We start from the raw sequence: 12860 nt of genomic DNA on the forward strand, positions 1-12860 counted from the left end.
GCGGCACGCGGGGCCGGCAAAGGTGAGGACTTACAGGAGTCGAGGTGAGGACATTCGGGAATAGAGCGGCTGGCCCATCGGGCCCGCGCCGCGCATGCACGCAAACAAAACGGTGCGACGGCCGTTGGGCCGTACGCACCGTCAGTCAGCGCATCGAAGGTGAGGTTTTTCGGGAGTCAGTCCTGGATCAGGAAACGCGTGCGATTCTTGCCGAGCCACGCCGGCGCGCGGCCGCGGCCACTCCATGTATCGCCGGTTTTCGGATTCAGGTATTTCGGCGGCAACGGACGCTTCGGCCTGGCCGGGGCCGCCGTGCGAAAACCGAGTTCTTCCGGCGTAATGTCGAATTCCTCGATTTTGGCCCTGATCTCGGCAATCGCGTCGGTCACCGCCTTTTCGCGTTCCTTATCGATCTTTTGCTGAAGCTTTTCGAGTTGCGCTGTCAGTTGCCTGTAGGTCGCCATATGGATGGGACTCCGTCGGTTATTTATGAAAAATAGGTGACTCGAAGCAAATGGGATAGTACCTTTTGCGGCTCTCGGCTATCGCGCCCTGCAATCGATTCATCAATATCCACTTTTTTTCTTGCATGCAAAGAGAAGACTTCGCACGTTGCCGTCGGCCGAACGCTGAATCACGTCGATATCGCCATTGCAAATCGATTGTGCATTGGCCGTGCAGTCGTTCCACGAATCGCCCGTGCACTGCACGAGCGTGGTGGACCGACCGTCCGACGTAAAGAGCGGTGCGCTACCCCCACAGCCGCCGAGCCCCGCTATTAAAGCAATCAACCCGACTGTCCGCAACACTCCATTGCGCCGCCGGCGGGCCCAATCAGGCATTTGCTTCATTGTCTTTTCCGCCCATCCCGTTTCGAAACTTCGCGAGTATGCCATGCGGGGCCACGCGCAGGTCAATCCGGCGCCCGCTCCGGCCGGGCGCGGATCCTGTATGGCAGCGTCCTGTGCGGATCGTCTGTAATGCGTATGAAAACCTGCTCGACGTCGGGCAGCGCCTCGAGCCCACGCCGCAACGCATCGCGATCGAACGACGGATTCGCGCAACCTTCCGCGTAAATGAATCGCCGCTGTACGGTGAGCCAGATGCTCGTGCCGGCGAGCCGCCTATCGCCCGCGAAATGCGCTTTCGCCGCTTCGGCGATCGGCGCGTCGTACAAATACGAATTCGGCTTCGTGCAGCGATGCGCGAGCCAGCAGGTCGTGCCGCGCTCGACGCGGTAATGCGCGTCGTCCCGCATCTCGGCACGCGTCATCCAGGGCCCGAGCGGTAGCGGACAATCAGCGACGTCGTGCGACAGCGCGAAGAACGGATCGCCGTACCAGTTGCGCCGCTCCGCCTGCGTGCCCGACGCATCCGCCTGCGCGAATACGGGCCCGGCAAGCGTCAGCAGCAGCCATCCGGCGACGCGGGCTCGCGTCATCGTGCCCTCCTTCCACTCGCGCCGCCCGACGCAAAAATGCTTAACCGCGCGAAATGACAGCATCGATAATTTTTATCGTTATACGCGATATCGCGATCGAAGCAAATTACCCCGCACGGCATTTTCAAATTCTTGAACATCCGGAAATACTGGAGTCGAAATCAATCGGAATACGCATCCGACCTATCCATTCGGATAACGCATCTCGTGTCGTCACATATTTTCTGTAGAATCCAATCCGCTGAACATTGCCGAGCCGGTCCGCAGCGCGGCACGCCGCCCGCACGACCGAACGACAACCCTGGCCACCGGAGATTGCCGTGTCTTTCGTGATCGTTCTCGCCGCTCTGGCGTTCCTGATGTTCGCCGCGTATCGCGGCTACAGTGTGATCCTGTTCGCGCCGATCGCCGCGCTCGGCGCGGTGCTCATGACCGACCCGGCGGCCGTCGCGCCGGTGTTCTCCGGCATCTTCATGGAGAAGATGGTCGGCTTCGTGAAGCTCTATTTCCCGGTCTTCATGCTCGGCGCGGTGTTCGGCAAGGTGATCGAGCTGTCCGGCTTCTCCGAGTCGATCGTGCACGCGGCGATCCGCTACATCGGCCGCTCGCGCGCGAATGCGGTGATCGTCGCGGTCTGCGCACTCCTCACCTACGGCGGCGTGTCGCTGTTCGTCGTCGTGTTCGCGGTCTATCCGTTCGCGGCCGAGCTGTACCGGCAGAGCAACATCCCGAAGCGCCTGATGCCCGGCGCGATCGCGCTCGGCGCGTTCTCGTTCACGATGGATTCGCTGCCCGGCACGCCGCAGATCCAGAACATCATCCCGACCACGTTCTTCAAGACCACCGCGTGGGCCGCGCCCGCGCTCGGCACGATCGGCTCCGTGTTCATCGTCATCGTCGGGCTCGCGTATCTCGAGTGGCGCCGCCGCGCCGCGATGGCACGCGGCGAAGGCTACGGCACGTCGCTCGTCAACGAGCCGGAGCGCGTCGAAACGCAGTCGCTGCCGCATCCCGCGCTCGCGATCGCGCCGCTCGTCGTCGTCGGCGTCGCGAACTTCGCGCTCACACGGCTGATCCCGGCGTGGTACGGCACCGCGTCGTACACGGTCACGCCCGACGTGCTGCCCGGCGTGCACACACCGGTCACGACGTCGATCAAGACCGTCGTCGCGATCTGGTCGGTCGAGGCCGCGCTGCTGCTCGGCATCCTGCTCGTCGCCGCCACCGCGTACCGGCGCGTCAGCGACCGCTTCGCGGCCGGCTCGAAGGCGGCGATCGGCGGCGCGCTGCTCGCATCGATGAATACCGCGTCCGAGTACGGCTTCGGCGGCGTGATCGCCGCGCTGCCGGGCTTTCTCGTCGTCGGCGACGCGCTCAGGAGCATCCCGAACCCGCTCGTCAACGCGGCGGTATCCGTCAGCTCGCTCGCCGGCATCACCGGATCGGCGTCCGGCGGGATGAGCATCGCGCTCGGTGCGATGTCGGACACGTTCGTGAAGGCCGCGCAGGCCGCCAACATTCCGATGGACGTGCTGCACCGCGTCGTCGCGATGGCGAGCGGCGGGATGGACACGCTGCCGCACAACGGCGCCGTGATCACGCTGCTCGCGGTGACGGGCCTCACGCACCGCGAGTCGTACCGCGACATCTTCGCGGTGACGGCGATCAAGACGCTCGCGGTATTCTTCGTGATCGCCGTCTATTACGCGACCGGACTCGTCTGACGATTGGCTTGCGCCGCCGGCCCGCGTTCAACGGATCCGCACCCGGCCGGCCGGGCAAGCCTCCCGAAGCCCGCCCGTCCGGCGTGAACCCTCTGACGGATCGCCGGCGCCACGCTGAATTCGCGGCGCATGAAAATGCTCCGTATTCACCGCCGGTTCGCGTTACACTCTTTCACAGCAGTTCGCAAAACGACATTTCGTATTGACGACACGAGGATAGGTTCGATGCGCACTACCGGCTCATCCGGGGCAATGACCCTGCTCACCGAACACGACCCGGCCGACGGCCGCGAGTTGCGCTCGCTTCGGCTGGAAGCAACGAGCGACGGCAAGAGCGTGCTGCTGATCGAGATCGATGAGCGCAAGCCCGGCATTCATCGTGAGATTCGCTATGAAATCACGCCCGCCGAGCTGATCGCGGCGATCCGCTCGCACGGCGCCGAATTGCCCGGCGAGAACCACGGCGCCGCGTCGCTCGCGCGCAGCACCACCTGAATCCGCTTCACCGGTGAGCCGCGCGCGATGCGCGCGCTCACCGCCATCCCCCCTTCCCACCATCCTCTTGAAAATGGCCGATAATCGGCCCATCTTCATCTTCCCGTGCGCATCCGGCTTACCCGAACGCCATGCTTCGTGATCTCATCGCTCAGTACGGGCCGCTTCTCGTCTTCGTCAACGTGCTCGCATCCGCGCTCGGCCTGCCCGTGCCCGCGCTGCCGACGGTCGTGCTGTTCGGCGCGATGGTCGCGCTGCACCCGGCGCTGATCGGCGCGCCGCTCGCGGCGGCGATCGGGCTGTCCGTCGTCGCGGCACTGATCGGCGACTCCGTCTGGTACACCGCCGGCCGCCGCTACGGTGGCACGACGCTGAGGACGATCTGCCGGCTGTCGCTGTCGCGTGACAGTTGCGTGAAAAAGACCGAGCGCTTCTTCGGCCGCTACGGCGTGCGCGTGCTCGCGGTCGCCCGCTTCATTCCTGGGCTGTCGCTCGTGTCCGTGCCGATGGCGGGCGCGCTCGGCACGCGCTACCGCACGTTCGCCGGCTACGACGCGCTCGGCGCGGCGCTCTGGACGGTCTGCTGCCTGCTGGCCGGGTTCGTGTTTCATCAGCAGATCGACTGGCTGTTCGCCGGCGCGAGCCAGCTCGGCCGCGCGGTGCTCGTCGTCATCGTCGCGCTGCTCGCCGCCTACGCGGCCGTGCGCTGGATGCGCCGCCGCGCGCTGATCCGTCAGCTCTCGAGCGCGCGGATCGGCGTCGACGAGCTCGACGCGCTGCTGAACGCCGAGCCCCTGCCGGTGATTCTCGACGTGCGTTCCGCCGAGCTCCGCAAGGTCGATCCGTTCTCGATTCCCGGCGCGGAATTCGCGGACGAACGTCACATCAGCGACATCGTCGCGCGCTATCCGGTCACGCAGAAGTTCGTCATCTACTGCTCGTGCCCGAACGAGGTGTCGGCCGCGCTGATGGCGAAGCGCCTGCAGAACGCAGGCTTCATCGACGCGCTCGCGCTGCGCGGCGGCCTCGACGCATGGCGCGACACCGGCCGCACGCTGGCGTCGCTCGCGAGCGACGCCCCGCCGGCCGGCGCGATCGTCGGCACCCCGAAAACCGCCTGACCCGATCCGTCGCCGAAGCAACGCGCGCCGCGCGAATTCAGAAAGCCTTCACCGGCACGTTCACGACAAGACGGAATTCGCGGTTCGTGCTGTCCGAGTAATGCGCGGACCCGGCGTGCCACATCGCGATGAACGTGACCTTCGTGTCCTTGAACCGGCCGCCCTGGATCGTGTACGACGGGATGAAGCCGAACTCGTGGTGGCGCCCCTGCACCGGCGCGCCGTCCTTCCAGTAGATGCTCGATTGCGTCGGATCCGCCGCCGCGCCCGCGCTCGCGTCGGCGCCCCAGCCGGTCACGCCCCACAGCATCGCCTTGAAGCCGGGCAGGCCCGCTTCCTTGCCGTAGAACGTGTAGCGCAGCTGCAGCGATTTTTCGTGCGGCGCGTTGTAGTCGACGTCCATCGAGTTCACGAGGAAGATCCCGTTCGTCTCGTTCAGGTAGTCGAAGAACTGGTCGCCGAGGATCTGCTGGTAGCCGAGCAGCAGCTCGTGCGGGCCGTGCTGCGCGGACAGCGACAGGCTGTACGCGTTGTTGTCGATCTTGCCCTGGCGCGCGTCGCCGGTGTCGTGCGTCGAGTAGAGGTTCGCGAAGCCCGTCCACTTGACCGACTGCGCGCTGCCGATGCTCTGCTTGACCGATCCGTAGTACTGGCGCCAGACGTCGTCGGCCTGATCCGCGTACAGCGACAGCTCGCCGTTCGGCGAGTAGTCCCACGTGCCGCCCGCGTACGTCAGGCGATCGACGCGCGTGCCGCCGTACGACGTCGTCAGGTTCGTGAGCGTCGTGTGGCCGCGCGCGTCGACCTTCGTGAAGCTGCCGGCCTCGAGCATCACGTTCTTGAATTCGTTGCTGACGATCGTGCTGCCGAGGAACGTCGGCGGCAGCGCGCGGTTGTCGTGCTGTTCGAGGAACGGGTTGTCGACGGCCTGCAGACCGTACTTGACCACCGTGTTCGAGATCCGCGCCTTCACGTCGTAGATGCCGGGATACGCCCACGCGAGCTGATCCGAACCGCCGCCGCCTTTCGCGATGTGCACCATGCTGCCCGCGCCCGCGCCGCCGTCGAGCTTCAGCGCCGCGTACAGCGACGCGTCGAAGCCGAGGCCGATCAGACCCGTCGTGTAGCCGGACTCGAAGTTCGCCATCACGCCCTGCACCCACGCGTGCCGGTGCGGGCCCCCCTTCATGTCGAGCACGTCCGCGTAGTTGCGGAACAGGAAATCCAGATGGCTGTCGGCGATCAGGCCGCGCGACTTCGACTGGCTCGACACCGTCTCGGGCGGCGTGACGGCTTGCGTGGCTTCCGCGCCGATCACCGCGTTCGTCGTGTCCTGCGCGACCGTCGTGCCGGCGGCGGCGCCGGCTGTCGCACCGGCCGTCGTGCCCGATACCGGGGCCGCTTGCGCGATCGTCAGCGGCACCGGCTCGTCGGCGAAGACGACGCCGGGAAGTGCCGCGCTCGCGAGTGCCGGCAGTCCCCAGGCCAGCAGCATCGTTTTCGAAACCTTCCGGATCGAATGGTGTTTTTTCATTACGGTTCTCTTCTTCTGTTGACGTCGACGCCGGCGGTCGCGATCCGCGTCCGGCGCCACCCCGGGCAGCCCGGTTACGGGCATGCCCTTCCCCGCGGCGCGAAGATCGTTCGCGCCGCACGTTTTGCTGCCAAACCCAAAAATCGACGCGTCAGGCCGCGCCCGCGCGAATGCACGCGACGCGTGCCGGCGATCCGTGCCGGACGACCGGCAACGGCACGCCGGTCGCGCACGCGTCGATCGCGATCGGGCAGCGTGTGCGGAACGCGCAGCCCGACGGCGGGCTGAGCGGCGAAGGCATCTCGCCCGACAGCAGCATCGGCTTGCGCGCGCGTTCGCGCGCCGGCTCCGGCGTCGGCGCCGCGTCGAGCAGCGCCTGCGTGTACGGATGCCGCGGCGTGTGATACACGTCGTGCCGCGCGCCGAACTCCATTACGCGGCCGAGATACATCACGAGCACGCGCTGGCTGATCGCCTTCACGACCGCGAGATCGTGCGCGACGAACAGATAGGACAGCGACAGGTCGCGCTGCAGGTCGCGCAGCAGATTGACGATCTGCGCCTGAATCGACACGTCGAGCGCCGACACCGGTTCGTCGCAGATCACGAGCTTCGGCTCCGCGATCAGTGCGCGCGCGATGCCGACGCGCTGGCACTGGCCACCGGAGAATTCATGCGGATAGCGAAGCAAATGATGGGCGTTGAGCCCGACGCGTTCGAGCATCGCGAGCACGCGGCGGCGCACCTCGGCGCGGCCGATGCCGGGCTGATGCGTGACGAGCGGCTCCGCGACGATCTGCTCGATCGTCATCCGCGGATCGAGCGACGCAAGCGGATCCTGGAAGATCATCTGCACTTCGCGCCGCATCGCGGTGCCGCGCAGATGATCGGGCGCGACGGCCTGCCCGCGCCAGCGCACGGCGCCGCTCGTCATCGGCACGAGGCCGATCAGCGCGCGCGCGAGCGTCGATTTCCCGCAGCCCGATTCGCCGACGAGGCCGACGGTCTCGCCGCGCTTCACGTCGAACGACACGCCGTCGACCGCGCGCAGCGTGCCCTTCGGCGACCACGGATAGGCGCCGAGCGGCACGCGGAATTGCACTTTCAGATCCTGAACCGACAGCAGCGATTCGCCGCCCGTCGATGCTTCATTGTCGAGATCGATGACGCTCATCGCAGCCCTCCCGTCATGTCGTTCACCGGACGGTGGCACGCGCGCACCGCGCCGGCCGCACCGTACGTCTGCAGCACCGGACGCTCGGCGCGGCACGCGTGCTGCGCATAACCGCAGCGCTGCGCGAACGCGCAACCGCCGAGCGCGAGGCCCGGCAACGGCGGATTGCCCGGAATCGCGACGAGCGGCGCGTCGTCCGCGTCGGTCAGGCGCGGCAGCGCATTCAGCAACCCGATCGTGTACGGATGCGACGGCGCCGCGAAAATCGATTCGGCCGGCGCGTATTCGACGGTGCGGCCCGCGTACATCACCATCACGTCGTCCGCGAGTCCTGCGACGACGCCCATGTCGTGCGTGATCAGCACGATCGCGGTGCCGCGCTCGCGGTTCAGCTCGCGCAACAGATCGATGATCTGCGCCTGCACGGTCACGTCGAGCGCGGTCGTCGGCTCGTCGGCGATCAGGACTTCGGGCTCCGACAGCAGCGCCATCGCGATCATCACGCGCTGCCGCATCCCGCCGGAAAACTCGTGCGGATACATGCGGATGCGCCGCGCGGCATCGGGAATCCGAACCGATTCGAGCGCGTCGATCGCGCGCTTCGTCGCCTCCCGGCGCGACAGCTTGCGATGCAGTTGCAGGCTTTCAGTCATCTGCCGTTCGATCGTCAGGAACGGATTCAGCGACGTCATCGGATCCTGGAAGATCATCGCGATCCGGTCGCCGCGCACCGCATTCAGCGCGCGCGCGTTCATCGCGAGCAGATCCTGGCCGCGATAGCGCGCGGCGCCGCTCGTCGAGCCGTTCGCGGCGAGCAGGCCGAGCAGCGCCATCACGGTCTGGCTCTTGCCCGAGCCGGATTCGCCGACGATGCCGAGCGTCTTCCCCGCTTCGAGGTGGAACGACACGCCGCTGACCGCGTCGATCGGCGGCGCGTCCTTGCGTGCGAATCGCACGCCGAGGTTTTCGACTTCGAGTAAAGGCATTTCAACGGTCCTTCGGATCGAGTGCATCGCGCAAGCCATCGCCGATGAAGTTCACGCAGTAGAGCGTCACGCAGAGCATCGTCGCCGGCGCGAGCAGCAGCCACGGCATCGATTCGAGCTTCTGCGCGCCGTCCTGGATCAGCACGCCCCAGCTCGTCATCGGCTCCTGCACGCCGAGGCCGAGGAACGACAGCACCGATTCGGTCAGCACGATCGACGGCACCGTGACGGTTGCGTACACCACGACGACGCCGAGCAGATTCGGCACGATGTGCCGCAGCACGATCGACGCCGGCGACACGCCGATCGCGCGCGCCGCGTCGACGAACTCGCGGTTGCGCAGCGACAGCGTCTGGCCGCGCACGACACGCGCCATGTCGAGCCACGAGAACGCGCTGATCGTCAGCACGACGAGCACGAACGAGCGGCCGAACAGCGTCATCATCAGGATCGCGATCAGCAGATACGGAATCGCGTACATCATGTCGACGACGCGCATCATCGCCGCGTCGACACGGCCGCCGGCGAAGCCCGCGGTCGCGCCCCACGCGACGCCGATCAGCCCCGACACGAGCGCGCCGAGCAGGCCAACGTCGAGCGACACGCGCCCGCCGATCAGCGTGCGCACGAGCAGGTCGCGGCCGAGCTCGTCGGTACCGAACCAGTGCATCCCCGCGCGGGTCGGCGCAAGGCTGATCGCGGACCAGTCGCTCGCGGTCGGATCGCTCGGCAACAGCCACGGGCCGATGAAGCATGCGAGCGCGATCGCGGCGAGCAGCACGAGGCTCACGACCGCCGCGCGGTTGTGCAGGAAGCGGGCCATCGCGAGCGCGAACGGCGTGCGCGAGCGCGGCGGCGTGTCGGCCTGCGCGGGCAGGTCGACGGAAGGCAGGGTAGGCGTCATGGATTCGCGTCGCTCAATAACGGATGCGCGGATCGAGCCACGCATATGCGAGGTCGACCAGCAGGTTGAACAGCACCGCGACGACGGTCGTCAGCACGACGAGGCCGAGCACGAGCGTGTAGTCGCGATTGATCGCGCCGTTGACGACGAGCTGCCCGAGTCCCGGCAGCGCGAACACCGACTCGGTGACGACGGCCGCCGTGATCGACGAGATGCAGATCGTGCCGAACAGCGACACGACCGGCATCAGCGCGGGCTTCAGCGCATGGCGCAGCACGATCGTCGCGCCCGGCAACCCTTTCGCACGCGCGGTGCGGATATAGTTGCTCGACAGCGTCTCGATCATCGAGCCGCGCATCACGCGCGCGAGCAGCGATACGTTGATGAGCGTCAGCAGCACGATCGGCAGCAGCCGGTACTGCCAGCCGCCGTCGCCCCAGCCGCCCGCGGGCAGCCAGCCGTTGCCGGCCGACGTCTTCAGCAGGATCGCGAAGATCCACACGAGCACCGGCCCGAGCACGAACGGCGGCACGACGTTGCCGAAGTTGCCGATCAGCATCACGAAACGATCGATCGCGCTGTCGCGGCGCACCGCGGCGACGGTGCCGAGCAGCACACCGAACCCGATCGAGATCGGAATCGACACGCCGCCCACGCCGAGACTCACCGGCAGCGCCTTCTTCACGAGATCGTTCACCGACCAGTCCACGTAGCGGAACGACGGGCCGAGATCGCCGTGCAGCAGCGCATCCAGATACAGCAGGTACTGCTTCCACAGCGGTGCATCGAGGTGATACTTCGCGTTCAGGTTCGCGATCGTCGCGGCGGACAGCTGCTTTTCCGTATCGAACGGACCGCCCGGCGTGAAGTGCAGCAGCAGATAGCAGACGGTGACGACCGCGAGGATCGTCGGCACCGCCCACAACGTGCGTCTCAGTGCGTAGGCCAGCATGCTTGCTCCGCTCAGTGCTTGATCAGGTACATGTCCTGCGACGCGCGCATGTCGATCACGTTCGTCAGCGTGTAGCCGCCGACGTACGGCTTCACGAGACGGTCGGCCGAGTACTGGAACAGCGGGACCATCGGCGTATCGTTCATCGCGAGATCGAACGCCTGCGTGAGCAGCGCGTCGCGTGCGTGGTCGTCGAGCTTCTGGTTGCCTTCGTCGACGAGCGCGTCGACCTTCGGATTGCAGTACGCGACCGTGTTCTGCGCGCTGCCGCAGCGCAGCAGGTCGAAGAACGTCATCGCGTCGTTGTAGTCGGCGAACCAGCCGTCGCGCGCGATCTGCACCTTGCCGTCGTGACGCTCCTTCATCAGCACCTTGAACTCGACGTTCTCGAGCTTCGTGTCGACGCCGAGCTTCGTGCGCCACTCGGATGCGGTGAACAGCGCGACCTTCTTGTGCAGGTCGTTCGTGTTGTACGTCAGCGTGAACGACAGCGGCTTCGCGTCCGAATAGCCGGCCTGCTTCAGCAGGTTCTTCGCGTAGTCGACGCGCCTGGCCATCGGCCACGCCGCCCACTCCGGCGTGTACGTCCGCACGCCCTTCGTGCCGCTCGGCATCAGCCCGTACATCGGCTTCTCGCCGGCCTGCGTGAGCTTGGACGTCAGCACGTCGCGATCGAGCACCATCGACAGCGCCTCACGCACGCGCTTGTCCTTCAGCGCCGGGTCGTTGTTGTTCAGATAGTAGTAGTACGTCGCGAGCTGCAGGCCCGGACGCAGCTCGCCGCCGAACTGCTTGCTGACCTGCTGGAAGATGCCGGCCGGAATCGAGTAGCTGTAGTCGATCTGGCCGGCCTGATACATGCGCATCGCGGTCTCGTCGCTCTCGATCGGCAGGTACGTGACCTTGTTGATCACGACCTTCGACGCGTTCCAGTACTTCGCGTCCTTCGAGATCACGATGCGGTTGTTCGGCTGCCAGTCGACGAGCTGGTACGCGCCGTTGCTGACGATGTTCTGCGGGCGCGTCCACGTGTCGCCGAACTTCGCGACGGCGTCTTTGTTGACCGGCGCGAGCGGCGCCATCGCGGTCAGCTCGGGAAAGAACGCGACCGGCACGTCGGTCGTCACCTCGAGCGTGGTCGGGTCGACCGCGCGCACGCCGAGCGTCGACGGCGCCGCCTTGCCCGCGATGATCTGCTTCGAGTTCTTCACGAACTCGACGAGGATCGTGTACTTCGAACCCGTCTTCGGATCGACGAGACGCTGCCACGAATAGACGAAATCGGCGGCCGTCACCGGCTGGCCGTTGCTCCACTTCGCGTCGCGGCGCAGCTTGAAGATCCACGTGGTCGGCGTCTTGCGCTCCCACGACAGCGCGACGCCGGGCACGACCTGACCGGCCGCGTCGATGCGCGCGAGGCCTTCGAACAGGTCGAGGCCGATCGTGTTGCCCGTCCACGACTCGATGTGCGCGGGATCGAGCGATTCGACTTCGGCAGGCACCTGGCGCGTCAGGTCCTGCTGCGCGGCGAGCGCGACGTTCGACGGAACCGTGACAGCGGACGCGGTTTGCGTATTCGCGAGGGCGAGCGCGGCCAGCACGGCCGCATAGGCATGCAGAGTTTTCACTTAGTATTCCTTACTTGTCGCACGATGGATATTCCATCGCGAACACGAAGGAATATCCGTTTCCTAGAACAGCCTCGGCGTTCCGACCCAGACCACCACCGACTCGATCTTCGCGGTGTTGGCCCAGCTGTGCGGGACCGTCGACTGGTAATGCGCGCTGTCGCCGGCGTGCAGGACGAACGACTTGCCCTCCAGCGTCAGCGACACTTCCCCTTCGATCACATACAGGAATTCCTCACCCGCATGCGTCGTCACTTCCGAGCGTTTCTGCCCCGGCGGCATCCGCACGAGAATCGACTCGAGCTGACGCCCTTCCGACACGTTCGTCAGCCGCGCGAACAGGTTGGCCGAATCGGCGAACCCGAAAAAGCGCAGCTGATCGCCGCGGCACACCGAACGCTCCTCGCTCGGCGTATCGACGAAATACTGCACCGTCACGCCGAGCGCCTGCGCGATGCCGGCCAGCGACGTCAGCGACGGCGACGCGAGCCCGCGCTCGACTTGCGACAGAAACGGCTTCGAAATACCCGCGGCCGTGGCCGTCTCGTCGAGCGTGCGCTTCAGACGCTGGCGCAACGCGCGAATCTTGCCGCCCAGCGCAACGGCTGCGTCGACGGCATCGGCCGACCGCGTGTTTTCAGTGGAGCGAACCATAGCAGGCCGAAAATTGATCGTCAAAAAAAGTTTGATGGGAAGTAACTAAGTTAGAACAATATCGCTTAGTCTTGCGGTTTTCGAGCGTCGTCGCCGGCACCTTCGGCACAGCCGACGCCGCCCGAGACGCCCGGATCAACGCGCTATCTTGCCAGACTCATCGCCCTCACAGGCCGGCTGCATGCGGCTTTGCGCGAGTCGGCAACGGATGCGCACGCGCATCTTTACAAATGGCCCACAAGGCAGA

The 12860-nt window shown here is 66.1% G+C and carries 13 protein-coding genes; 3 read left to right on the forward strand and 10 right to left on the reverse strand.

Annotation, left to right across the window (positions count from 1 at the left end; all coding sequences use genetic code 11):
* Window positions 1-176: 176 nt before the first annotated feature.
* The 3 genes from HZI36_RS11385 to HZI36_RS11395 all read right to left on the reverse strand — a co-directional run bounded on the left by HZI36_RS11385 (window position 177) and on the right by HZI36_RS11395 (window position 1441).
* Window positions 177-464: an H-NS histone family protein gene (locus tag HZI36_RS11385; protein ID WP_179402752.1), complete on the reverse strand. Its 288-nt coding sequence runs from the start codon at window positions 462-464 to the stop codon at window positions 177-179.
* 102 nt (window positions 465-566) lie between these two features.
* Complete coding sequence (locus tag HZI36_RS11390) at window positions 567-842, reverse strand: hypothetical protein (RefSeq protein ID WP_179402866.1); 276 nt, start codon at window positions 840-842, stop codon at window positions 567-569.
* A 71-nt stretch (window positions 843-913) separates the two neighbouring features.
* On the reverse strand, window positions 914-1441 hold the full coding sequence (locus HZI36_RS11395) for a BON domain-containing protein (protein ID WP_179402753.1): 528 nt from the start codon (window positions 1439-1441) through the stop codon (window positions 914-916).
* Window positions 1442-1761: 320 nt separating this feature from the next.
* Between HZI36_RS11395 and HZI36_RS11400 the strand changes: the two genes are divergently transcribed.
* The 3 genes from HZI36_RS11400 to HZI36_RS11410 all read left to right on the forward strand — a co-directional run bounded on the left by HZI36_RS11400 (window position 1762) and on the right by HZI36_RS11410 (window position 4781).
* Window positions 1762-3165, forward strand: coding sequence for a GntP family permease (locus tag HZI36_RS11400; protein WP_179402754.1), 1404 nt, complete (start codon window positions 1762-1764; stop codon window positions 3163-3165).
* Between the two features lie 225 nt (window positions 3166-3390).
* Entirely contained in the window at window positions 3391-3660 is a 270-nt protein-coding gene (locus HZI36_RS11405; protein WP_179402755.1) for a hypothetical protein, read from the forward strand.
* A gap of 131 nt (window positions 3661-3791) precedes the next feature.
* Window positions 3792-4781, forward strand: coding sequence for a DedA family protein/thiosulfate sulfurtransferase GlpE (locus tag HZI36_RS11410; protein WP_179402756.1), 990 nt, complete (start codon window positions 3792-3794; stop codon window positions 4779-4781).
* 37 nt (window positions 4782-4818) lie between these two features.
* Here HZI36_RS11410 and HZI36_RS11415 read toward each other — a convergent pair whose 3' ends face one another.
* The 7 genes from HZI36_RS11415 to HZI36_RS11445 all read right to left on the reverse strand — a co-directional run bounded on the left by HZI36_RS11415 (window position 4819) and on the right by HZI36_RS11445 (window position 12613).
* Window positions 4819-6315: an OprD family porin gene (locus tag HZI36_RS11415; protein ID WP_179402757.1), complete on the reverse strand. Its 1497-nt coding sequence runs from the start codon at window positions 6313-6315 to the stop codon at window positions 4819-4821.
* Window positions 6316-6466: 151 nt separating this feature from the next.
* Window positions 6467-7489 (reverse strand): ABC transporter ATP-binding protein, encoded by a 1023-nt coding sequence (locus tag HZI36_RS11420; protein WP_179402758.1) that lies wholly within the window; start codon window positions 7487-7489, stop codon window positions 6467-6469.
* Window positions 7486-8475 (reverse strand): ABC transporter ATP-binding protein, encoded by a 990-nt coding sequence (locus HZI36_RS11425; RefSeq protein WP_179402759.1) that lies wholly within the window; start codon window positions 8473-8475, stop codon window positions 7486-7488. The genes HZI36_RS11420 and HZI36_RS11425 overlap by 4 nt, the downstream gene beginning before the upstream one ends.
* A 1-nt stretch (window position 8476) precedes the next feature.
* Complete coding sequence (locus HZI36_RS11430) at window positions 8477-9379, reverse strand: ABC transporter permease (protein WP_179402760.1); 903 nt, start codon at window positions 9377-9379, stop codon at window positions 8477-8479.
* Window positions 9380-9392: 13 nt separating this feature from the next.
* Window positions 9393-10331 (reverse strand): ABC transporter permease subunit, encoded by a 939-nt coding sequence (locus tag HZI36_RS11435; RefSeq protein ID WP_179402761.1) that lies wholly within the window; start codon window positions 10329-10331, stop codon window positions 9393-9395.
* Between the two features lie 11 nt (window positions 10332-10342).
* Window positions 10343-11959 (reverse strand): ABC transporter substrate-binding protein, encoded by a 1617-nt coding sequence (locus HZI36_RS11440; RefSeq protein WP_179402762.1) that lies wholly within the window; start codon window positions 11957-11959, stop codon window positions 10343-10345.
* Window positions 11960-12022: 63 nt separating this feature from the next.
* A complete protein-coding gene (locus HZI36_RS11445) occupies window positions 12023-12613 on the reverse strand; it encodes a cupin domain-containing protein (protein ID WP_179402763.1) in 591 nt (196 codons plus the stop codon).
* Window positions 12614-12860: the final 247 nt, after the last annotated feature.

It is taken from the genome of Burkholderia guangdongensis, from assembly GCF_013403875.1.
In the GTDB taxonomy this organism is placed as follows: Bacteria; Pseudomonadota; Gammaproteobacteria; order Burkholderiales; family Burkholderiaceae; genus Burkholderia; species Burkholderia guangdongensis.

Excerpts from the sequence above, each read along its gene's own strand:
- HZI36_RS11385 (WP_179402752.1), bottom strand. The coding sequence starts at position 464 with ATGGCGACCTACAGGCAACTGACAGCGCAACTCGAAAAGCTTCAGCAA.
- HZI36_RS11390 (WP_179402866.1), bottom strand. The coding sequence starts at position 842 with ATGCCTGATTGGGCCCGCCGGCGGCGCAATGGAGTGTTGCGGACAGTC.
- HZI36_RS11395 (WP_179402753.1), bottom strand. The coding sequence starts at position 1,441 with ATGACGCGAGCCCGCGTCGCCGGATGGCTGCTGCTGACGCTTGCCGGG.
- HZI36_RS11405 (WP_179402755.1), top strand. The coding sequence starts at position 3,391 with ATGCGCACTACCGGCTCATCCGGGGCAATGACCCTGCTCACCGAACAC.
- HZI36_RS11410 (WP_179402756.1), top strand. The coding sequence starts at position 3,792 with ATGCTTCGTGATCTCATCGCTCAGTACGGGCCGCTTCTCGTCTTCGTC.
- HZI36_RS11415 (WP_179402757.1), bottom strand. The coding sequence starts at position 6,315 with ATGAAAAAACACCATTCGATCCGGAAGGTTTCGAAAACGATGCTGCTG.
- HZI36_RS11420 (WP_179402758.1), bottom strand. The coding sequence starts at position 7,489 with ATGAGCGTCATCGATCTCGACAATGAAGCATCGACGGGCGGCGAATCG.
- HZI36_RS11425 (WP_179402759.1), bottom strand. The coding sequence starts at position 8,475 with ATGCCTTTACTCGAAGTCGAAAACCTCGGCGTGCGATTCGCACGCAAG.
- HZI36_RS11430 (WP_179402760.1), bottom strand. The coding sequence starts at position 9,379 with ATGACGCCTACCCTGCCTTCCGTCGACCTGCCCGCGCAGGCCGACACG.
- HZI36_RS11435 (WP_179402761.1), bottom strand. The coding sequence starts at position 10,331 with ATGCTGGCCTACGCACTGAGACGCACGTTGTGGGCGGTGCCGACGATC.
- HZI36_RS11445 (WP_179402763.1), bottom strand. The coding sequence starts at position 12,613 with ATGGTTCGCTCCACTGAAAACACGCGGTCGGCCGATGCCGTCGACGCA.